Origin of the sequence: Lentzea sp. NPDC059081 (assembly GCF_042738015.1) — a bacterium.
Taxonomy (GTDB): domain Bacteria; phylum Actinomycetota; class Actinomycetes; order Mycobacteriales; family Pseudonocardiaceae; genus Lentzea.
Window position 1 is genome coordinate 40,583 of record NZ_JBHYGW010000022.1, and the last position, 20,530, is coordinate 61,112.

Here is a 20,530-nt window from a genome sequence, read left to right on the forward strand (position 1 = left end):
CTAATCTAGCTGTCATGACGATCACCTTGCACGAGCCGCGGGTCCGCACGGTCCTCGACCGGCTCTTCGACTCCGCCACCGCCGACGACACCTTCGAAGCACCGTGGGACGACCTGCGCTCGGTCGGCGCACAGGAACGCGCCGACGCGCTGGCCGGCGTCTACATGCCGATCTCCGCGCGAGGGGGCGACCTGCTCTACGGCCTGGTGCGGTCGAGCCGGCCGGAGACCGTCGTCGAGTTCGGCACGTCGTTCGGCATCTCGACGCTCTACCTGGCGGCGGCCGTCGCCGACAACGGCCGGGGGCACGTCTACGGCACCGAGATGTCGGCGGAGAAGGTCGCGGCGGCGCGGAAGAACCTCGACGAGGCCGGGCTCGGCGACGTCACGACGGTGCTGCCCGGCGACGCGCGGCGCACGCTGGCCGACCTGAAGGGGCCGATCGGGCTCGTGCTGCTCGACGGGTGGAAGGAGCTCTGCCTGCCGGTGCTGCGCGACCTCGAACCGCGTCTCGCGCCCGGTGCGCTCGTCGTCGCCGACGACATCGACCAGGCCTCGATGGCGGACTACCTCGCCTACGTGCGGGATCCGGCGAACGGGTACGTGAGCGTCGCGTTCCCCGTCGAGGACGGCATGGAGATCAGCTGCCGGGCGTGACCGAACGCGAAGGCCCGGCCGATATATCGGATATCAGCCGGGCCGCGTTGGTCGTCGAAATGATTGATATATCGGATATCAGCTGGTGGACGGCGGCGGCGCCGTCGCGGCCAACGCCTTCGTGAGGCCTTCCAGCGTCAGCTCGATCTGCCACGACCGCGCTCCGCCCTCGCGCAGCACGGCGGCCACGGACTCGGGCGACAGGTCGGCCGGCGGCTGCCAGCAGGTGCGGCGCACCAGGTCGGGCAGCAGCAGGTTCTCCACCGGCAGGGTGTTGGCCTCGGCGATGCCGGTCAGGGCCGCGCGGGCGGCTGCCAGGCGGGCCGCGGCGTCCGGGTCCTTGTCCGACCAGCGGTTGGGCGGGGGAGGACCGTCGTGGTGACCGGCGGGTTCCGGGAGCTCCGCCTTCGTCAGCGCGCTCGCCTTGCGCAGGGCGTTCATCCACACGCCGGACATGCGGCGCTGGGAACGGCCGCGGAAGACCGGGAGGGCGAGCAGTTCCGCCTCCGAAGCGGGGTTGCGCGCGGCAGCCTCCATCAGGGCGGAGTCCGGGAGGACTCGGCCGGGGGCGATGTCGCGTTCGCGGGCCACGGCGTCGCGGGCTTCCCACAGCGACCGCACGAGGGCCAGTTGCCGCTGGTTGCGCACGCGGTGAATGCCCGACGTGCGCCGCCAGGGGTCGGTGCGGGGGCGCGGCAACGGCGCCGTCCGCACCGCCTCGAACTCCTCGAGCGCCCAGGCGAGCTTGCCCTGGCGCTCCAGCTCGGCTTCGAGAACGTCGCGCAGCTGCACGAGCAGCTCCACGTCGAGAGCGGCGTAGGTGAGCCAGTCGGCAGGAAGGGGCCGGCGCGACCAGTCGGCCGCACCGTGCCCCTTCTCGAGCCGGAAGCCCAGAAGCCGTTCCACCAACGTGCCCAGTGCGACACGGTCGAACCCAGCCAGCCTGCCCGCCAGCTCGGTGTCGAACAGCACGCCGGGTCGCAGCCCGAGTTCGGCGAGGCACGGCAGGTCCTGGGACGCCGCGTGCAACACCCACTCAGTGCCATCAAGGGCCTGCACCAGCGGGTCGAGCCGTCCGCCGAGGGCGATCGGGTCGACCAACCAGGTGCCGGCGCCTTCCCGGCGCAGTTGCACCAGATAGGCACGCTGTGAGTAGCGGTAGCCCGAGGCTCGCTCGGTGTCCACCGCGACCGGGCCCTTCGCCCCGGCGAGCGCGTCAGCGGCTCGCCGGAGCGCAGCAGGATCGGCGACCACGGGCGGGACCCCATCAGCAGGTTCCGTCAGCGGTACCGGATCTGGTCCGGTCGGTGCGGTTGGCTCGTCGGCGGGTACATCCACAGCGGATGACCCTACGACGATCGCACCTCTCACAGGTGTTCTCGGCCGGTTCAGTGCTTCAAACCGGTATCTAACGGATCACGCCGGCACGCATGGCCAGCGCGACCATCTGAGCGCGATCTCCTGTGCCCAGCTTCCGGCCGATCCGCGACAGGTGAGACTTCACCGTCAACGCGGACAGGCTCAGAGCCTCGCCGATCTCCTTGTTGCTCTGGCCATCGGCGACCAGCTGGAGCACCTCGACCTCACGCGCGGAGAGTTCCCGCGGCGTGTTGTCCGTGCCCGGCACCCGAGTACCCGCTGCGAGTACTGGTGCCACGCTCGGATCTGCGTAAACGCCGCCGTCGAGGACCCTGCGCACCCCGTCGGTGACCACCATCGGCGAGGCGGACTTCAGGAGGTACGCCTGGGCGCCCGCCTGGAAGGCCGACCTGACCGCGTAGGGGTCGTCGGAGGATGCGAGGACCACGATGCGGGGCCAGCCCTGGGCACGGAGCTCCGTGACCAGGTCGATGCCGGTGCCATCCGGCAGGCCCAGATCGAGGATCGCGAGGTCGCACGGTCCGGTTGCGAGTGCCCGCGCCCGAGCCTCCGCCACCGATGCGGCCTCATGCACTGTCCCGGCTCCCATCTGGGTGAGCCGAGCTGATATCGCCTCCCTCAGCAGTGGGTGGTCGTCGACCACCAGCACTGAAAAAAGCTCTTCCCGCGGGTGCGGGACCATGTTCGCCGGCAACGAGCCGGCTGGCGTGGTACGAACGGCCTGACCTAAGCCGACGGCAGCCACGTCACTACTTCCCTGGAGTCGGTCGTGCCCCCCGACCGGCACCCGAGACTTTCGTCCAATCAGCCGCGCCACTGATCGACCGAAAGTGGTGTCGTCTGGGGCAGCGTAGCCGCCCATGCGGGTCTACGGGACGATCAATCGGGTATCTATCCCTATCGGGTTGTGACAGATGGCCTCATCTGTCACACGATTGGATGACAACTAGATAGGGGGCGTAACGCGAGTCCCTCTCAGAACGACATCTAGGAGTTGGTTGTGCCGAGCAGTGCAGGCCGCGAGAAAGCCCGGGCGTTGCTGCAGCGTGTGCCCCTCGTCGACGGTCACAACGACCTGCCGTGGGCGCTCAGGGAGCTCGCCGGCACAACGGGCGGCGACATCGCCGCGACGGTCGCCGGAGTCGATCTCACGCGACGTCATCCCAGCCTGCACACGGACCTCGTGAAGCTGCGCGAGGGCGGTCTGGGCGTGCAGTTCTGGTCCGTCTGGATCCCCGGGAAGCTGGCCGGGGACGGAGCGGTCACCGCCGTCCTGGAGCAGGTCGAACTGGTCTACGAGCTGGCATCCCGGTACTCCGACCACCTCGGCCTCGCGACCACCGCTGCGGAAGCTGAGAAAGTTTTCTCATCCGGGCGTGTCGCGTCCCTCATCGGCGCCGAGGGCGGACATTCCATCAACTCTTCACTCGGCGTCCTGCGCGCGCTGCGCCGGCTGGGCGTCCGGTACATGACGCTGACCCACAACGACAACACGCCGTGGGCCGACAGCGCCACTGACCAGCCGGAACACGACGGCCTGACCGAGTTCGGCCGCAGCGTCGTGCGCGAGATGAACCGGATCGGCATGCTCGTCGACCTGAGCCACGTCGCGCCGAGCACAATGCACGCCGCGCTCGACACGAGCGTCAAGCCCGTCATCTTCAGCCACTCGTCGTGCCGCCACGTCGCGGACCACCCGCGCAACATCCCGGACGACGTCCTCGGGAAGCTGAGGACGAACGGCGGTGTGGCCATGATCACATTCGTTCCCGACTTCGTCTCAACTCGTGTCGCTCAATGGGACGCAGCCCTTCGTGACGCCATGACGGCCGCCGGCGCGAGCCACGCCGACATGGACGAGCGCAAGACGTTCGGCGAGAAGTGGGCCGTCGACAACCCGAAGCCGGGCGCGACCCTCGACGACGTCGTCACGCACCTCGAGCACGCACGGGAGGTCGTGGGCGTCGACCACATCGGCATCGGCGGCGACTACGACGGCGTGCAGAGCCTTCCCGAGGGGCTGGAGGACGTCTCGACTTACCCGAACCTGTTCGGCGCGCTGCTGGACCGCGGCTGGTCGGAGGACGACCTGACGAAGCTGGCCGGGGCGAACGTGCTGCGGGTGCTGCGGGAAGCGGACGCGTAGAGACGTCCGGAGCACGGCTCGAACCGCTGGGGGAGCCGGCTTGGTCGCGCGGTGCCCCCGCTGGTTGCGTTAACACCGGGCACGACCGGGTGGGGGAGCGCAATATATTGGATATCAGGTGGAGTGCGCCGGCCGTGGATCCCTACGGCTGGCGCTGCCCGAACATCGTGACGCCCACCGGCGGCAACCCCACGGCCGTCGCCATCAGCTCGTAGAACGCGGTGCCGTGCTCGGCGAGCTCCCCGTCGAGCGCGGTCCACGACGCCCGCAGCTCCAGGTCGTCGGTGCGCGCCGGTCCCGCGATGTCGCCGAACCGGGCCGACGACGTCTGCGTCACGGTCCCGCCCAGCGCGGTGAACCCCGCGCCCGACTGCTCCAGCGCCTCGGTCAGCCACGACCAGCCGACCTCGGGCAGCAGGGGGTCCGACGCGAGCTCGTGGTCGAGCTCCACGCGCACGTACGCCACGACGCGCAGGACGCCGCCCCACGCCTCGTCGCCGTCCGGGTCGTGCAGCAGCACGAGTCTTCCTGTCGACAGCTCGTCCGACGGGCCGGTGACCTCAGCCGTCAGCGCGTAGGCCCACGGGGCCAGCCGCTGCGGTGGGCGAACCTCGGTGAGTTCGATCTCGGGCCTGTGGCGAACCGACTTGAGCGTCCCCACCGCCCGGCGGAAGATTTCCGGCTCGGTCACGCAACTGACTGTATGCCTCGCAATCCGGCCGAGTGACGGCGGCACGCCGGGACGTGGGACCATGAAAGAGATATGAGCACTCAAGTTCCCCTCCTCGTGGCCGCAAGTGGCGGCACCCCGTCGCACACCCCTGTCTGGTTCATGAGGCAGGCGGGACGGTCGCTGCCCGAGTACCGGGCCCTGCGCCAGGGCACCGCGATGCTCGACGCGTGCATGGACCCGGAGATGGTCTGCGAGATCACCATGCAGCCGGTCCGGCGGCACGGCGTCGACGGCGCGATCCTCTTCTCCGACATCGTGGTGCCGCTCAAGGCCGCCGGTGTCGACCTCGACATCGTCGCGGGCACCGGCCCCGTCGTCGCGAACCCCGTGCGGACGCTCGACGACGTGAAGGCGCTGCCCGAGCTGCACGCCGAGCAGGTCCAGCCCGTGCAGGACGCGATCGGGTTGCTGCTCAAGGAACTCCCGCCGCACGTCGCCCTGATCGGGTTCGCCGGAGCGCCGTTCACGCTGGCCTCGTACCTCGTCGAGGGCGGGCCGAGCAAGAACCACGAGCGCACCAAGGCGCTCATGCACGGCAACCCGGAGCTGTGGCACGCGCTGCTCGCGCGGATCGCCGACGTGACGGCCGCGTTCCTGCACGCCCAGCTCGACGCGGGCGTCCAGGCGGTCCAGCTGTTCGACTCGTGGGCGGGCGCGCTGTCCGAGCGCGACTACCGCGAGTTCGTGCTGCCGCACTCGAAGCGCGTCCTCGAGACGATCAGCACGGTGCCGCGGATCCACTTCGGCGTCGGCACCGGCGAGCTGCTGCCCGCGATGCGCGAGGCCGGCGCGGACGTCGTCGGCGTCGACTGGCGGCTCCCGCTCGACGTGGCGGTCGCGCGGCTCGAGCAGGCGAACCCCGAGCTGCCCAAGCCGGTCGTGCAGGGCAACCTCGACCCTGCGCTGTTCTTCGCGGGCTTCGAGGCCGTCGACCGCGAGGTGCGCCGCATCCACGCCGAGGGCAAGGCCGCGGCCGGGCACATCTTCAACCTCGGCCACGGGGTCCTGCCCGACACCGATCCGGAGATCATCACCCGGACCGTCGAGCTGATCCACAGCTTGTAATGCACGGGAGAGCGCCGCACGTCGCCATCATCGGCGGAGGGGTCTCCGGGCTGGCCGCCGCGCACCGGTTGCGCCTGCTGCTCGGCCCCGACGCGAGGATCACGGTCGTCGAGCAGTCCGACCGCCTCGGCGGCAAGCTGCGCACGACCGAGCTCGGCGGCGTGCGGTTCGACGTGGGCGCCGAGGCGTTCCTGCACCGCAAGCCGGAGGCGCAGGAGCTGATCGCCGAGATCGGTCTGCGGGACCACGTCGTGCACCCCACCGGCGCGAAGGCGTCCGTCCACGCCGCCGGGCACACGCACCAGCTGCCCGCGCACACGTTCATGGGCGTCCCGGCGAGCGTCGAGAGCGTCCGGCACCTGCTGTCGTCCGAGGGCGCGCTGCGGGTCGAGATGGAACCGACGCTGCCGCCGGTGGACCTCGGCGGCGGTGACGTCTCGGTCGGCGCGCTGATGAAGGACCGGTTCGGGCCGGAGATCGCCGACCGCCTGGTCGGCCCGCTGCTGGGCGGCGTCTACGCGGGCCGCGCGGACGACCTCGGCCTGCGCGCCACGATGCCGCAGATCGCGACGCTGCTCGACAAGGGCGTCGGGTCGCTGCTCGCGGCCGCCGCGACGATGATGCCCGCGCCGCCCCAGGCACGGGCCGCGCGCCCGCCGGTGTTCGCGTCGCTGGACGACGGTGTGCAGTCGCTCGTCGACCGGCTCGCCGAGATCGCCCGGCCCGAGGTCCGCCTGGGCCTGCCGGTCCGGGTGCTGTCGTGGCTGGGCAGCGGCTGGCGGCTGGAGATCGGCTCGGCCGCGACGCCGGAGTACCTGGAGTGCGACGGCGTCGTGCTCGCAGTCCCGGCGCCGTCCGCGCGCAAGCTGCTGCACGAGATCGCCCCGCAGGTGTCCGCCGCGTACGGCAAGGTCGAGGTCGCCTCGATGGCCGTCGTCGCGCTCGCCCTGCCGCCGGGCACCGAGCTGCCGGACCGCTCCGGCATCCTCATCGCGGAGGGGGAGCGGTACTCCGACCGCATCACCCCGTTCACCGCCAAGGCCTTCACGTTCTCCAGCCGCAAGTGGGCGCACCTCGGCGAGCCGGTGGTCCTGCGCGGGTCGGTCGGGAGGCACGGGGAGACCGCGCTGCTGCAGCGCAGCGACGCCGACCTGGTCAAGGCCGTGCGCAACGACCTGTACGAGCTGACCGGCGTCAAGGCCGAGCCGATCGACTCCGTGGTGCAGCGCTGGGGCGGCGGGCTGCCGCAGTACGGCGTCGGCCACGTCGACCTGGTCGACACGATCGAACGCGGCATCGCCGACGTGCCGGGCCTCGCGGTGGCCGGTGCCACGCTGCACGGAGTGGGCGTGCCGGCGTGCATCGCGACCGCCGACGCGGCCGCCGCCCGTGTCGCAGCACACCTGCTGGGCCGCGTTCGCCGTTGAGGTGCCCGTGCCAAGATGGACCTATGGCGCGCCTGAACTACAACGAGCTCAACGACACCATCCGCTACACGATGTGGTCGGTGTTCCGGGTCGAACCCGGCAAGCTGCCCGAGGACCGCAGCGCCGCCGCGAGCGAGACCCAGGACTACCTGGACGCGTTGGAGGGCAAGGGAGTCGTCGTCCGCGGCGTCTACGACCTGGCCGGTCTGCGCGCCGACGCCGACTTCATGATCTGGTGGCACGCCGAGGAGATCGAGCAGGTGCAGGCCGCCTACACGGGCTTCCGCCGCACCCCGCTCGGCAAGGTCTCCACGCCGGTCTGGTCGCAGGTCGCCCTGCACCGCCCCGCGGAGTTCAACCGCAGCCACATCCCCGCGTTCCTCGCGGGTGAGGAGGCGCGCAAGTACGTGTGCGTCTACCCGTTCGTGCGCTCCTACGAGTGGTACCTGCTGCCGGAGGAGGACCGCCGCAAGATGCTGGCGGACCACGGCAAGGAGGCCCGCGACTTCCCGGACGTGCGCGCGAACACCGTCGCGTCGTTCGCTCTCGGCGACTACGAGTGGCTGCTCGCGTTCGAGGCGGACGAGCTGCACCGCATCGTCGACCTCATGCGCCACCTGCGCGGCACCGAGGCGCGGCTGCACGTGCGCGAGGAGATCCCCTTCTACACGGGCACCCGCGTCCCGGCCGCCGAGCTGGTCGTCAACCTGCCGTGACGGCGGGGGAGGGCCGCCGCGAGACGGCCCTCCCGCGTCCTCAGCTCAGCCGGTAGGCGTGGATCACCGTCACCTCGGACGTGTTGCCCTTGGCGTCGACGGTGGTGGCCTTCAAGGACGTCCACTCCGCGTTCAGCGGGTTGTAGACCAGCGCACTGGCACCGGACACACCCGCCGGACGCCACGACTTGCCGTCGTCGTGCGAGTACTGGACGCCGGTGATGCGCACCGCGCCCGTGTCGCCCTGCGACTGCGTGGACAACCCGATGCGCTGCAAGGTTCCTGCGGGCACCGCGCCGTTCGAGTCGAGCTGGGGCGCGAACCGCACCACCGACAGCGGCAGCGCCTCTGTCCTGCCCTCGGTGCCGGTGGACCTGAACGTCCAGACACCCGACACCTTGGTGCTGAACTCGAACTGCGAGCTCCGGTCGAGGCTCATCTCGGCGCGGTAGTCGCCCTGCGACAGCGGCACCTTCTCGAAGTACCCGCTCGTCGAGGCGGCCTCGTCGAGCAGGACCCCGTCGCGGTACAGGGCGGTGCGCGCACTGTCCAACGTGGAGTAACCGATGCCGTTGCTCGCGTCGCTCACCAGCGGGACGCCGACGATGAGCAACGGCCCGCGCCGGGTGACCAAGGGGTACGGCGTCTCGGGGAGCCCCGGCGAGTACACCGGCCGGTTCTCCCGCTCCTGGTACGTCCGCCCGGCCTGGTAGGTGCGGAACCCGGAGGTGATCTGTTCCATGGCGCCGTTGGCGTGGGTGTTCAGCAGGGACGACTGCCACCGCAGGCCCTCGGTCGTCACGTAGTCGACGACCTCGCCGCTCTCCGGAGCCCGGTAGAGCAGCCCGCCGCCGTAGAGGCCGAGCGCCGACGCCGGGAGCTCGCCCTTCAGCGCCGTGCTGCCGGGTGCGAGTCCGCTGATCGTGGCTTCGACGCGGGCCAGGTCCTCCTTCCGCGGTGCGCGCGTCAGCCCGGTGGGCAGGCTGCCGCCGACCGGGTAGGACAGCCGGAAGTACGTGCCGGCCTCGGCCGCGGTGTCGGTCTGCAGCGTCACCAGGGACGCCATCTCCGCCGGCGACAGCGGTCCGCCTCCCTGGGCCGTGCGGATGCCGTCGAAGCCGCCGCGCGCGACCAGCGTCGACGCCACCGTCCGGCTGCCGAGCGTGCGCCGCCACGCGAGCTCGCCGACCACCGAGTCGCCGGGGGCCTCCGGAGGCGTGATGGACAACGGCTTCGCGAGGCGTGCGTCCTGTGTGATCGCCGTGTCGGCGGTGAGCACCACGTTCGGCTGCACCAGCAGGTCCAGGCCCTCGTCCGTCCCGATCGTCGTCTCCAGCACGTAGGTGCCCCTGGGCAGGCGGATCTTCAGGTCGCCCGCGGTGTCGAGCACCTGGACGACGGAGTTGTCGAGGCCGACGAGGAACGTGGACGAGCTCGCCGGGTCCTTCCCGTCGCGGTCGGTGAAGTCGACCGCGAGCGTGTAGCGCTCCTCCTCGCGGTCGATGCCGACGAGCGTGCGGACGGTGTGCGTGCCGGACGTCGCGACGACCTCGCCGGTGAACGCGCCGTTCTGCGTGTCGGCACGGGTGTCGCCGATGACGTCGACGGACGCGGTGCCCTTGGCCGGGACCGTGACCTTCGAGGCGCTCAGCGCGATCATGCCCCGCGGCGCGGTGCTGGTGAGCGTGAGGTCGAGCGTGATCGCCGCACCGGTCGGGTTGGTGTAGGTGATCGGCCTGATCTCCGGCTTGTCGTCGTCGTGCGGCCACTCGTGCTTGCCGAGGTTGACCGTGACGTCACCGGTCAGCACCTGGTCGATCGCCTTGGACACGTCGATGCGCCCGGCCCCCTGGTCGAACGCGCTGACGCCGGCGGTCGGCTTGGCGGTGGTCGCCAGGGCCGACTTGACCTGCGCCGGCGTCCACTCGGGGTGTTCCTGGCGCAGGAGCGCCGCGGCGCCCGCCACGTGCGGGGTGGCCATGGACGTGCCGCTCGCCGCCACGTGCCCGCCGTTCGTGCCGGCGGCCGCCGCGACGATGCCGACGCCCGGCGCGGTCACCTCCGGCTTGAGCCCGCTGTCCCCGATGCGCGGGCCTTTGCTGGAGAAGGAGGCGAGCTGGTCGTCGCGGTCGACGGCGCCGACGGACAGCGCGGCCTCGGCCGTGCTCGGCGAGCCGACCGTGCCGGGGGAGCCGGAGTTGCCCGCTCCGATGACGAACAACGTGCCGTACCGCGCGGTGAGCTCGTCGACCGCCTGTTCCACCGGGTCGACCTCGGGTGTGTCCGGGCCGCTGAGGCTCATGTTCACGACCTGGGCGCCCTGCTCGACGGCCCAGCGCATGCCCGCGATGACCGCGGAGTCCGGGCAGCCGCGCGAGGTGCACACCTTGGCGTCGAGCAGTTGGGCGCCGGGGGCCACCCCGCCGTACTTCGCGTCGTGGCTCGCGACCGTGGAACCGACGTGCGTGCCGTGGCCGATGGTGTCGGTGTTGTCGGGGTCGGTGGTGAAGTTCTTCTCGGCGACCTGCTGGCCGACGAGGTCCGGGTGCTTCTCGTCGACACCGGTGTCGACGATGGCGACCTTGATCCCCTTGCCGGTGATGCCCCGCTGGTGGGCGGCCGGTGCGCCGATCTGCGCGACCGACCGGTCGAGGACCGGCCTGCGGATGCCGTCGAGCCAGATCTTGTCCCCGGAGAGCCGCAGGGCATTCCAGTCGCCGGTGCTCCTCGCGCCGAGCCTGCCGCCGCCGTTCACGATCAACGGCATCCGGTCGCGGTAGCCGAACTCGAGCAGCGTGGTCACGTCGAAGAGCCTGCGGTCGAGCCGGCCCGCCGCCAGGGGCCCGAACGCGTCCTGCGGGATGACCGCGGTGTGCCCGTCGGGACCGCGGAGTGTTCTGAACCTCATCGTGTCGCGGCCCTCGCCGGGCTCGATCGCGACGACCCGCTGACCTGGTCCGAGGAGGACCCTGTCGCCGGTGACGAGGGTGACCTCGTCGACCGCCTGCTGGGGTGCCGTCTTCCGGGGTGCGGGAGCTGGTGGTGCGGCCGTCGCGACCGCGACCGGCGCCGCTGTCAGGGCGAGCGCCGTGACGGCGCTCAGCACCTTCGTTTTTCCGCGCATTCGAATCCCCTCGTGGGCCGAATTCACTGCGCGTTGTGGTCCGCGCAGGCCGGAAGGCCTTCCGCGGTAATGCGAAGGCAATCGAAAACGCCCCCCGACGGTTTTGAACGTATCGAGGGGCGACTGGAGTCACACAGAGCTGAACGGACGATTCCGGCCGGTCCGTTCGACTGTCAGTTCGATCGCCAGAACTTCCAGTAGGACTTGCGGTTCTCCGGCAGCTCGCCCGCGGCGCGGCACCATTCCGCGAACCGCGCGGCGTCCTCGCGGGCGCGTGACCCCGCCCGACGTGGGTGTTCGACCGCGTAGGCGTCGAAGAGCGGCTGGAACCGGTCGCCCAGCTCGTCGGCCACGGAGGGGCCGAGCATCCGCGCGATGCTCCGCCGTTTGGACAGCAAAGCGCGGCGTTCGACGGCAAGGCGTTGTTCGTCGAACCCCGCCGGGGCAGGACCATTGGCGAGCAAGGCGTTCAACAGGGCCGCCTGTTGAGACGCGAGCCTTTCGCGGGCGGCCGGGATCTCGTTCATTTCAGCCACGGTGTTTGTCCACGACGGCGCGGATCGCGGCCAGTTCGGACGCGATTTCGGTGTCGGACGGGTAGTTGTCGTCGCGTTCCAGCAGAACACCGGGTGGATTCACGCGGGAACACAGTTCGTCGAGCACCCCGAGAACTTCCGGCAGCACCGCGTGCGCGTGCGTGTCGTGGTAGACGTCGCCGTGCTCGACGCCGCCGGCCACGTGCACGTATGCCAGGCGCTCCAGCGGGATCTCGTCGAGGAACCGCTCCGGGTCGGTGCCGATGTTGCGGGCGTTGGCGTAGAGGTTCGCGACGTCGACGAGCAGCCAGCAGTCCGTGCGCTCGACGAGCTCGGCCAGGAACTCGCCCTCGGACAGCTCGCCGTCCGGCCACTCCAACAGTGCGGCGACGTTCTCCAGGGCGAGCGGCACCGGCAGGTTCGCCTGTGCCAGCTTGACGTTCGCGACGAGCACGTCGAGCGCGTCCCTGGTGCGCGGCACCGGCATGAGGTGGCCGGAGTCGAGCCCGCCCGCACGGACGAAGCACACGTGGTCGCTGACCATCGGCGCGCCGACGGCCTCGGCGACGGCACCCAGGTGCTCGACCCGGCCCAGGTCCAGCTCCTCCGCGCCGCCCAGCGACAGCGACACGGCGTGGGGGAGGACCGGGATGCCGCGTTCCAGCAGCAGCGTCACCGACTCCGGCAGGTGTCCGGTGTGGAGGTTCTCGGCGACGACCTCGACGAAGTCCACGCCGGGCAGCCGTTCCACGGTCAGGTCGATCTCCGAGCGCCAGCCGATGCCGACGCCCAGGTCCTTGATCCCCGCCATCAGTCGCCTCCTCCGCCACCGCAGCCCCCGCCGCCACCACAGCTGCTGCCACTGGAGCAGCTGCTGCCGGACGAACAACTGCTGCTGTCACTGCTACCACAGCTGCTGGCCCCGCAGCCGCTGCTCCAGCTCGACGCGGCCGCGCCGGACCCGCCACGACGGCGCCCCTGCGCCTGCTTCTTCTTCCGCAGCCTCGCCGGGACCTTGACCGCGTTGACCACGGCCCTCGGCAGGTCGAACAGGTCGCCGACGTTCTGCCCGGCGACCCGGCCGGCGAAGCCGTACTTCGCCACCGCGAGGACCCGGTCGCTCGCGGCCGCGTCGTTCAGCACGGCCCGGCCGGCCCTGGTGACGCCGCTGCGACCACGCGTCCAGAACCCGAGGACGAAGAAGCCCGCCGCGCCGAAGAAGAAGTACGGCAGCAGGAAGCCCAGCACCGTCAGCAGGAGCCCGACGAAGAAGAAGACCCACCACGCCTCGGAGCGCTTGCGGGCAGGGCGCATGAGCTTGCGGTCGAGCAGGTGCCGGCGCATCGCGTGCGCCTCGTTGTCGTTGGCGGCGATCCGCACGACCTTGGTGAACGACAGCGGTGACCGCACCTGTTTGAGGATGCGGGCTTCGAGCGCCGTGGTGGTGCCGCGGCCGTTCTGGTGGACGGCGGACACACGTCCGTCGCGGGTCACCCGGACCAGTCCGGCGTCGAGGAGCCTCGCCAGCGCGGTCTCGGCGGCTCTGGACGGTCCCGCGGCCAGGAAGCCGATCTGCTCGGGGACCAGCTGGGTGCCCTGCGTGCTCGTGGGTGTGACCATCGTTCCCCCTCAGCTGCTGGAGCTGCTGCAACTACTGCTACTGCTGCTGCAGCTCGAACTGCTGCAACTGCTGCTGCTACTCGAACAACTGCTGCTCGAACAACTGCTGCTGCTCGAACAGCTGCTGGAACTGCCGCAGCTGCTGCTGGAGCAGTTCGACGAGCTGCTGCACCCGCTGGTGTGGTCGTAGTAGTCGTACGTGGTGGTGCAGCTGCTGCCACTGTTCGAAGTGGACCTCCGCGGGCGGCCCTTGCCCCGGTTCAGCCCGTGCAACGCTACGACGTCCGCGCCGCCGCGCTGGTTCCGGAGCGCGTACATCAGCACGCTCTTGCCCTGCGTGGTCAGCCTGCCCTTGTTGCGCAGCAGGAAGACCAGGAGCACCAGCAGCGCCGTCACCAGGATGATCCGGCCGTCGAACGCGATGACGCCGACCAGGGAGAGGACGGCGAGGACGATCAGCAGCACCCGGAGCGCCTGGACGCCACCGCGGGGCTTGCCCCACTGGGACCGCACGACACCGCGTGCGACCAGGCTCTGGTGCAGCGCGCCCATCTCGTGGCTCGCCGCCGACACCGGCACGAGCTGCCGGAGCGGACGCGCGCTGCCGTGGAGTCCGGTGAGGACGTACGCCTCGATCGGGGTCGTGGCGCCGTAACCGTTCTGGTGGACGGCGGTCACGAGGCCCTCGCGGGAGACGCGCACGAGACCGCCGTCCATCAACCGGGCCAGCGCGGCCTCCACCGCCCTGCCCGGCCCCCCTGCCAGGAACCCGATCTCCTCCGCCGTCCAGACCACCTGGTGCGGTGTCGAAGACTTGGTCATCAGCACTCCCCTCACTGAGCCAGTGCATCTTCGACGTGAGATCTACCCCCGGGTTCCTGGTGTTACCGGAAAACGACCGCGAGTCCGGTCAGCTGCCACCCCCGCAGCCACCACCGCATCCGCCGCCCCCGCCGCAGCTGCTCCCGCTCGAACACGAGGACGAACCGGTCGAGCACGAGCTGTAGCCGCCCGTACCGGTGTAGCCGCCGGCGGACCCCGAGGACGCGAGCAGGGAGCTGCGGACGGCGAGGTCCGGGTAGACGGTGAGGCCTCCGAAGAGGACGAGCCCGGCCGCGCCGGCGTACAGGGCCTCCTCCGGCATCGCCGACCGGCTGCGCGACGTGCGGGCCTCGTCGAGGGCACGACTGCCCTTGCCGGTGCGGACGTGCTTGCCGCCGCGCGTGAGGACGACGATCAGCAGTCCGGTGAGCACGAGCTGCAGCGTCAGCCAGCCGACGGGCGCGCTGATCGCGATGCCGTTGACCCAGCGGACCACACCGATCGCGACGAGCACCCACAGGGCGATGGATCCCTTGCGGCGCGCGCTCTTCGCGGCCTCCGCGCTGATCACCAGGCCCATCGCCTCCAGGCGCCGCCCGATCGACGTCACGGCCTCGTCCTGCGACACGGCCGGGATCATCAGGTTCACGGTGCGGTTGGAGTAGCGCTGGCAGTCGCTGATGACCGCGCGGTCCACGGCGTTGCGTGAACTCGTCGTGGACGTGGCCTGAACGGCGCCACGACGGGAAGTGCGGATCTCGCCCGCGGTGAGCAGGCGTGCGAGGGACGTCTCGACGACGCGCCGCGCACCGCCCGCGAGGAACGCGAGCTCGTCCATGTCCAGGGACCGCACGGGCTGCTCACCGCGGCCGGCACGCGCGCGCACCCGGACGACGATCGCGACCAGCACCGCCAGTGCCAGTCCGATCCAGTACAGCTGAAGGAACTCCGGCCCGGACAACCCCCAAGGCTTCTGCATGCGACCCACCCCCTGACTGCACCGAAAGTGCTTCGGTGCGATCCATGGTGTGGTCCGGGCCACATGCTCACAAGGCTTGTTGACGAAGCCTTAGGGTTGCCCGTCCGCCGTCACTTCCGGTGGCCGTCGCTCACTCTTCGAGCTCGGGCCCGGCGGTGCGCGGGACGTCAGCTCGACGAGCCGCCGTCGACTCCGCCGGAGCCTTCACCATCGGTGCCGAAGAAGTGCATGATGCCTCCCAGGTCGGTCCGGCTCGTCCTGAACCGGACTCCGGGCTCAGTCTCCTATTCGGACGGAACGAGTTTCAAGGAGACGGAGTTGATGCAGTAACGCTGATCCGTCGGTGTGGGGTACCCCTCACCTTCGAAAACATGCCCGAGGTGGCTGTGGCATGTGGCGCAGAGCACTTCCACGCGCTTCATGCCGAGGGTGCGGTCCTCGCGCAGGATGACCGACTCACCGGCCAGCGGCGAGAAGAACGACGGCCAGCCGCAGTGCGAGTCGAACTTGGTGTCGCTGCGGAAGAGCTCCGCTCCGCAGGCGCGACACTCGTAGACGCCCTCGGTCTTGGTCTCGGTGTACTCGCCCGTCCACGGGCGCTCGGTGCCTGCCTGGCGCAGCACCGCGTACTCGGCGGGGTTCAGCTGGGCGCGCCATTCCTCTTCGGAACGCACGACCTTGGGAGTGGTGCCGACAACAGGTTCCATGACTCTTTATAACGCCGCCCGTGCCGCTGGGCTTCCCGGTGGACGGGGTCGTGCGGGGCCGTAAGCCCCCGTTAAGGCGTCGTCGCTCAGAAGATGATCGCGAGGATGTCGCCCAGCGCGAACCAGATCGTGAGGATCACGCCGAGCAGGATGAGGCCGACGACGATGACGGCGACGAGTCGCTGGTGGCCGGTCGTGCGGTTCGCCGAGTCGGCGAAGTCCTGGACGCCCTCCAGGTAGCCCTCGACGGTGTAGCCCGGCCGGTGCCGCTTCATCCGGTCGAGGTGGTCGGCGAACGCCTTCGTCTCGGGATCGTGCGGGTCGAGGCCGATCAGTTCCTCCTGGAACTGCTCGCGCTCGTCCTTCGATTCGCCCATAACCCCCAGCTTAGTGGCTGGGGGTCCGGATTCCGGCTTGGCGAACGGCTAACTGGCGACAGCGAGTGACGGACGCACGGCGCCCACCGCGCGTCCGTGACCGAGGACCGGCACGGTCGCGAGGTCCTCGACACCGCTCACGTCCACACCGAGACGCTTGAGCACGGCCACGACGACGACGGCACGCGCCCGCGAAGACCCGTCGGCGATCTTCAGGGCCACGCCCTCGCCGGTGGGCAGGCCGACCGCGTAGACGCCCTCGGCGCCGTCCTTGGCGATGACGCCGGGCAGGGCGCTCATCAGAGCCGTCACGTCCCGGCCGGTGCCGCCGACCCACTGCGGGTGGGCGTTCATCGCGGCGGCGACGCGGTGTTCCAGGGTGCCCTCGGGAGCGCTGGCCAGGCGGCCGAACGCCCTGGCGAGGCCGGTGAGGCTGATGGCGAAGATGGGGGCGCCGCAGCCGTCGACGCCGACCTGCGCGACGGGCTCGCCGGCCACGTCCTCGATCGTCCGGCGGGTCGCGACCTGCAACGGGTGCGTCGGGTCGAGGTAGCTCTCCGTCGACCACCCGTTGACGACGCAGGTGGCGAGCATGGCGGCGTGCTTGCCGGAGCAGTTCATGTACTTCGGGGCCGCGGGGAGACCCAGGGCGAGGTGCCGGGCGCGGGCCTGCTCGCCGATCGGCAGGTCGGGGGTGCAGCGCAGGGCGTCCTCGCCGAGGCCGGCCGACGCCAGGATCCGCAGCGCGCCCCCGACGTGGAAGTCCTCGCCGGAGTGCGAGGCGCAGGCCAGGGCGAGCAGCTCGCCGTCGAGGTCGAGGCCGGCGCGCAGCATCGCGAGGGCCTGCAGGGGCTTGTTGGACGACCGCGGGAACGCGACGTCGTCGGGCCGTCCGACGGACAGGGTGGGGGAGCCGGACGCGTCGGTCGCGACGACCGTGCCGTGGTGCACCGACTCCAGGAAGTCGCCCCGCCAGACCTCGGCCAGAACCTCGTGTCCCATGTCGCCCTTCCCACGCTCGTGGTGACTGCCACCCAAAGACTGCCAACTGTCGACAGTTGACATGCTCGCTAGTTTAACGGGCGGACAGCGGGTGCCGTCCAGATCAGGAGACGAAGGTGACACCCCCTCTGCACCTCAGCCTCGCCGGGCAGGCGGTCGACGTGCTGCGCGAGCTGGTGCTGACCGGGGAGATCCCGGCCGGTTCGCGGGTCAACGAGGTCGAGGTGGCGCAGCGGCTCGGCATCAGCCGCGGCCCGTTGCGCGAGGCCATCCGGCACCTGGCCTCCGAGCGGCTGCTGACGCTGGTGCCGCACCGGGGCGCGTTCGTGCCCGCTGCCGACGACGGCGACGTCCGCGCGCTGTTCGAGCTGCGCACCGCCCTGGAGTGCGCCGCCGCGGAACTGGCGGCGTCCCGCCATACCGACGGCGACCTGGTGCGGCTGCGCGAGGTGTGCGAGGAGAGTCGGCGCGGCTACAGGGCGGGGCAGCCCTTCCCGTACCGGCTCGACCTCGCGTTCCACCAGGCGCTGCTGGACGCGGCCCGCAGCCCGCACATCGCCGAGCAGGTCCGGCTCGTGCAGCAACGCGTGGTGCTCCTGCGCAGTGCGCTGGAGGACGACCCGCAGCACCAGCAGGCGTCGATGGACGACCACGACGAGCTCGTGAAGGCGATCGGGGACGGAGACGCGGCGCGGGCGTCCACGGTGATGCGACGCCATCTCTCTCGCGTGTGCGCGCAGATGCTGACGAGCCTGAACCGATAGTTTCGCGATCATGACGTTCGGCGCCCGGCTCGTGCACCACCGCAGGCTCGCCGGGCTCAGCCAGGAGGAGCTGAGCGCGCGTTCCGGCGTCAGCGTGCGGGCGATCTCCGACATGGAACGCGGCCGGGCCCGGTCGCCGCAGCGCCGCACGACCGAGGCCCTCCTCGACGCGCTGGGTCTCGACGAGCCGAGCCGGGACGAGCTGCGCCGACTCGCGCGGGCTGGCCGGGCACGACCCGTCCGGTCGTTGCCCGTGTACGTCGCGGACCTCGTCGGCCGGGGCGCCGAGCTGGACGCGATCGCGTCCGCGCGGGGTGGGCTCGTGGTGGCCCACGGGGCCGCGGGAACCGGCAAGACGAGCCTCGCGGTGCGGGCCGCGCACCTGCTGGAGGAGCGTTATCCCGACGGTCAGCTGTTCGTCGAGCTGGACGGGCCGGCGCCTCCGCTCGAACGGTTGCTCAAGGACCTCGGCGTGTCGGCGGAACACGTGCCGGAGGACGTGCACGGCCAGACGCGCCTCTATCGGTCGTTGGTCGAGGGGAAGCGTCTTCTGCTCGTGCTCGACAACGCGCGCACGAAGGAGGAGGTCCGCACGCTCCGGGCCGATCCGGGCTGCCTCACGGTCGTGACGTCGCGGCACCGGCTCGCCGGACTGAGCTGCGCCACGTGGCTGCGGCTCGGCGGACTGGCGGAGGACGCCGCTGTCGAGCTGCTCACGTCGATCATCGGAGCCGCCCGTGCCGCCGAGGATCCCGCCGCCGCGCGGGAGCTCGTGGAGCTGTGCGGGAGGTCGCCGCTCGCCGTGCGGATCGCGGGCAACCGGCTCGCCAGCCGCCCGCGCTGGCCGGTGCGGCACCTGGTGGAGCAGATCGAGGAACGCCGGCTCGCCGCCCTCACCGCGGGCGACCTCGACGTGCGGGGCGCGTTCGAGGTCTCGCTGGCGCACCTGCCGGAGACCGCGCGGCTCGTGTTCCGCCGGCTCGGGCTGCTCGTCGGCACCGATGTGACGCCGGACCTCGCTGCCGTGCTCGCGGGCATCGGCGTCGGCGAGGCGTTGCAGGCACTCGAGGAACTGGCCGACGTGAGCCTGCTCGAACCTGACGGCAACGGTTACTCGATCCACAGCCTCGTGCAGACGTTCGCCAACGGGTTGATAGACGCCACCGACGACGACGCACACCGCGCGATGATCGCGTGGCTGTTGGAAACCGCCGTGGCCGCAGGGGTTCTCTTCGGACAGACGGGCGACGCACGGCGCGTGGGTCCGCGCGGCACGCCGTTCACCGACATCCAGGCGGCGCGGCGTTGGCTGGACGCGCATCGCGACCTGTTGCTGGAGACCATCGAACGCGCGCAGTCCATGGACATGCACGACGACGTAGCGCGCGCTGTCATCGCACTCTCGCACTACGCGGCCGTCGAGCCCGGTCTCGTCTGGGAACGCGTCTACCGCGCCGCTCTCGCGTCCACGCGGCAGCCGTGGCAGGAGATCGTGGTGCTCGCCCAGCTCGGCTGGGTGCTGTTCGACATCGCCGACCGGTCCGGTCCGGCGCTGGAGGTGCTGACCAGGGCGGTCCAGCTCGCCGAGTCGTCGGGCGAGACCGGTCACCTCGGCTGGGTCCGGCTCATCGCGTCGGCCGCGCACAGCGGGCTCGGTCAGGACGAAGAGGCCGAGCGTGTGTGTCTCAAGGCCATTGAGTCGATGCGTGAATCTCAGGACGTGCACTACGCACGGTCTGTGCTCGGCGTGTTGTGGCGGCGGACCAACCGCGCGGAAGCTGCTGTGGTCGTGCACGAAGAAGTGGCACGCGAACAGCGCGCATACGCCCGCACGGCCTACGAACTCTCAGCACTGGGTCGCACGCTCGGATGGCTCGGTCTCGCGCTGATAGACGCGAACAGGCCGGACGACGCCGTGGAAGTGCTCACGGAAGCCGAAGCCGTCTACGTGCGTGCACAGATGACGTCGTGGCGTGCGCAGGTGTTGGTGCATCGTGCGGAAGCCCATCGGGCTGCCGGTCGGATAGCCGAATCGGACGAGGATTTGGCGCGTGCGCTCGCCCTTTCAGCGTAGAACGGTACTCAGAAAGGCGTCCGCGTCGAACCTCTCCGTGCCCGCGGGAACGAGCCGGTAGCTGGCGGCGAGGAACTTCCGCAGCGTGTTCGCCGAAAAGCGGAACACCGTCACGTGCCGGTCGGAAATCAGTTCCAGGACCAGCGTGCGGCCGGAGTGGGGGCGGAGTCTGACGTCGCCGTCCCCCGAGGGCATGCCCATGCCCTCGGCGAGCAGGTCCCTGCCCATGATCCAGGTCGCCACCGAGCCGCCGGCGTGGAACCGCATGGTCACCGCGAACGGGTCGTCGGCCTGGTAGATCAGTTCCGTCTCGACCGGGGCGGTGCTGCCGTTCAGCCGGACGAAGTCGAAGACGGTGCGTGACGCGACCCGCATCGGGACTCCCTGTGGTGTTCGCCTGTG

At 70.8% G+C, this 20,530-nt stretch carries 20 protein-coding genes; 7 read left to right on the forward strand and 13 right to left on the reverse strand.

Annotated features, from left to right (window positions below; translation table 11 throughout):
• Window positions 1-14 precede the first annotated feature (14 nt).
• Entirely contained in the window at window positions 15-656 is a 642-nt protein-coding gene (locus tag ACFWV3_RS34520; protein ID WP_382417624.1) for an O-methyltransferase, read from the forward strand.
• Between the two features lie 78 nt (window positions 657-734).
• Here ACFWV3_RS34520 and ACFWV3_RS34525 read toward each other — a convergent pair whose 3' ends face one another.
• Together ACFWV3_RS34525 and ACFWV3_RS34530 are read right to left on the reverse strand one after the other, a co-directional pair.
• Window positions 735-1,994: an HRDC domain-containing protein gene (locus tag ACFWV3_RS34525; RefSeq protein WP_382417626.1), complete on the reverse strand. Its 1,260-nt coding sequence runs from the start codon at window positions 1,992-1,994 to the stop codon at window positions 735-737.
• A 70-nt stretch (window positions 1,995-2,064) separates the two neighbouring features.
• Window positions 2,065-2,718 (reverse strand): response regulator transcription factor, encoded by a 654-nt coding sequence (locus ACFWV3_RS34530; protein ID WP_181320591.1) that lies wholly within the window; start codon window positions 2,716-2,718, stop codon window positions 2,065-2,067.
• Window positions 2,719-3,036: 318 nt separating this feature from the next.
• Here ACFWV3_RS34530 and ACFWV3_RS34535 point away from each other — a divergent pair, with 318 nt between their 5' ends.
• Window positions 3,037-4,182: a dipeptidase gene (locus ACFWV3_RS34535; protein ID WP_382417627.1), complete on the forward strand. Its 1,146-nt coding sequence runs from the start codon at window positions 3,037-3,039 to the stop codon at window positions 4,180-4,182.
• Between the two features lie 142 nt (window positions 4,183-4,324).
• Here the strand turns inward: ACFWV3_RS34535 and ACFWV3_RS34540 are convergent, their stop codons facing one another.
• The gene (locus ACFWV3_RS34540; RefSeq protein ID WP_245847888.1) at window positions 4,325-4,873 is read right to left on the reverse strand and encodes a DUF3000 domain-containing protein; all 549 of its coding nucleotides are present in this window, start codon (window positions 4,871-4,873) and stop codon (window positions 4,325-4,327) included.
• Between the two features lie 72 nt (window positions 4,874-4,945).
• Between ACFWV3_RS34540 and hemE the strand changes: the two genes are divergently transcribed.
• From hemE to hemQ, 3 genes are read left to right on the forward strand one after another with little or no spacing between them, the layout of a single operon-like run.
• Window positions 4,946-5,980 carry a uroporphyrinogen decarboxylase gene (hemE, locus tag ACFWV3_RS34545; RefSeq protein WP_382417628.1) on the forward strand — a complete coding sequence of 345 codons (1,035 nt, stop codon included), beginning with the start codon at window positions 4,946-4,948 and terminating at the stop codon, window positions 5,978-5,980.
• Window positions 5,980-7,407: a protoporphyrinogen oxidase gene (gene hemG, locus ACFWV3_RS34550; RefSeq protein ID WP_382417629.1), complete on the forward strand. Its 1,428-nt coding sequence runs from the start codon at window positions 5,980-5,982 to the stop codon at window positions 7,405-7,407. Before hemE ends, hemG begins: the two co-directional genes overlap by 1 nt.
• 23 nt (window positions 7,408-7,430) lie before the next feature.
• The gene (gene hemQ / locus ACFWV3_RS34555; RefSeq protein ID WP_382417632.1) at window positions 7,431-8,123 is read left to right on the forward strand and encodes a hydrogen peroxide-dependent heme synthase; all 693 of its coding nucleotides are present in this window, start codon (window positions 7,431-7,433) and stop codon (window positions 8,121-8,123) included.
• Between the two features lie 40 nt (window positions 8,124-8,163).
• Here the strand turns inward: hemQ and ACFWV3_RS34560 are convergent, their stop codons facing one another.
• The 9 genes from ACFWV3_RS34560 to ACFWV3_RS34600 form a co-directional block, all read right to left on the reverse strand.
• Window positions 8,164-11,247: a S8 family serine peptidase gene (locus ACFWV3_RS34560; RefSeq protein WP_382417634.1), complete on the reverse strand. Its 3,084-nt coding sequence runs from the start codon at window positions 11,245-11,247 to the stop codon at window positions 8,164-8,166.
• A 173-nt stretch (window positions 11,248-11,420) separates the two neighbouring features.
• A complete protein-coding gene (locus ACFWV3_RS34565) occupies window positions 11,421-11,774 on the reverse strand; it encodes a hypothetical protein (protein ID WP_382417635.1) in 354 nt (117 codons plus the stop codon).
• 1 nt (window position 11,775) lies between these two features.
• Window positions 11,776-12,594, reverse strand: coding sequence for a DUF692 domain-containing protein (locus ACFWV3_RS34570; RefSeq protein ID WP_382417637.1), 819 nt, complete (start codon window positions 12,592-12,594; stop codon window positions 11,776-11,778).
• Window positions 12,594-13,403 carry a TIGR04222 domain-containing membrane protein gene (locus tag ACFWV3_RS34575; RefSeq protein ID WP_382417639.1) on the reverse strand — a complete coding sequence of 270 codons (810 nt, stop codon included), beginning with the start codon at window positions 13,401-13,403 and terminating at the stop codon, window positions 12,594-12,596. The genes ACFWV3_RS34570 and ACFWV3_RS34575 overlap by 1 nt, the downstream gene beginning before the upstream one ends.
• 9 nt (window positions 13,404-13,412) lie before the next feature.
• Window positions 13,413-14,225 carry a TIGR04222 domain-containing membrane protein gene (locus ACFWV3_RS34580; RefSeq protein ID WP_382417641.1) on the reverse strand — a complete coding sequence of 271 codons (813 nt, stop codon included), beginning with the start codon at window positions 14,223-14,225 and terminating at the stop codon, window positions 13,413-13,415.
• Between the two features lie 88 nt (window positions 14,226-14,313).
• Entirely contained in the window at window positions 14,314-15,204 is an 891-nt protein-coding gene (locus tag ACFWV3_RS34585) for a TIGR04222 domain-containing membrane protein (protein WP_382417643.1), read from the reverse strand.
• A gap of 284 nt (window positions 15,205-15,488) precedes the next feature.
• Window positions 15,489-15,911, reverse strand: coding sequence for a peptide-methionine (R)-S-oxide reductase MsrB (gene msrB, locus ACFWV3_RS34590; RefSeq protein ID WP_382417645.1), 423 nt, complete (start codon window positions 15,909-15,911; stop codon window positions 15,489-15,491).
• A gap of 86 nt (window positions 15,912-15,997) precedes the next feature.
• Window positions 15,998-16,288: a hypothetical protein gene (locus ACFWV3_RS34595; protein WP_382417647.1), complete on the reverse strand. Its 291-nt coding sequence runs from the start codon at window positions 16,286-16,288 to the stop codon at window positions 15,998-16,000.
• Window positions 16,289-16,336: 48 nt separating this feature from the next.
• Window positions 16,337-17,290, reverse strand: a complete 954-nt coding sequence (locus tag ACFWV3_RS34600) for an asparaginase (RefSeq protein ID WP_382417649.1) — start codon at window positions 17,288-17,290, stop codon at window positions 16,337-16,339.
• A 116-nt stretch (window positions 17,291-17,406) separates the two neighbouring features.
• Between ACFWV3_RS34600 and ACFWV3_RS34605 the strand changes: the two genes are divergently transcribed.
• Window positions 17,407-18,054: a GntR family transcriptional regulator gene (locus ACFWV3_RS34605; protein ID WP_382417651.1), complete on the forward strand. Its 648-nt coding sequence runs from the start codon at window positions 17,407-17,409 to the stop codon at window positions 18,052-18,054.
• A 10-nt stretch (window positions 18,055-18,064) separates the two neighbouring features.
• Window positions 18,065-20,128 carry a helix-turn-helix domain-containing protein gene (locus ACFWV3_RS34610; RefSeq protein WP_382417653.1) on the forward strand — a complete coding sequence of 688 codons (2,064 nt, stop codon included), beginning with the start codon at window positions 18,065-18,067 and terminating at the stop codon, window positions 20,126-20,128.
• On the opposite strand, the gene ACFWV3_RS34615 is transcribed toward ACFWV3_RS34610, so the two are convergent.
• Entirely contained in the window at window positions 20,120-20,503 is a 384-nt protein-coding gene (locus tag ACFWV3_RS34615; protein WP_382417655.1) for an SsgA family sporulation/cell division regulator, read from the reverse strand. The two genes, ACFWV3_RS34610 and ACFWV3_RS34615, sit on opposite strands and share 9 nt — an antisense overlap.
• Window positions 20,504-20,530 lie beyond the last annotated feature (27 nt).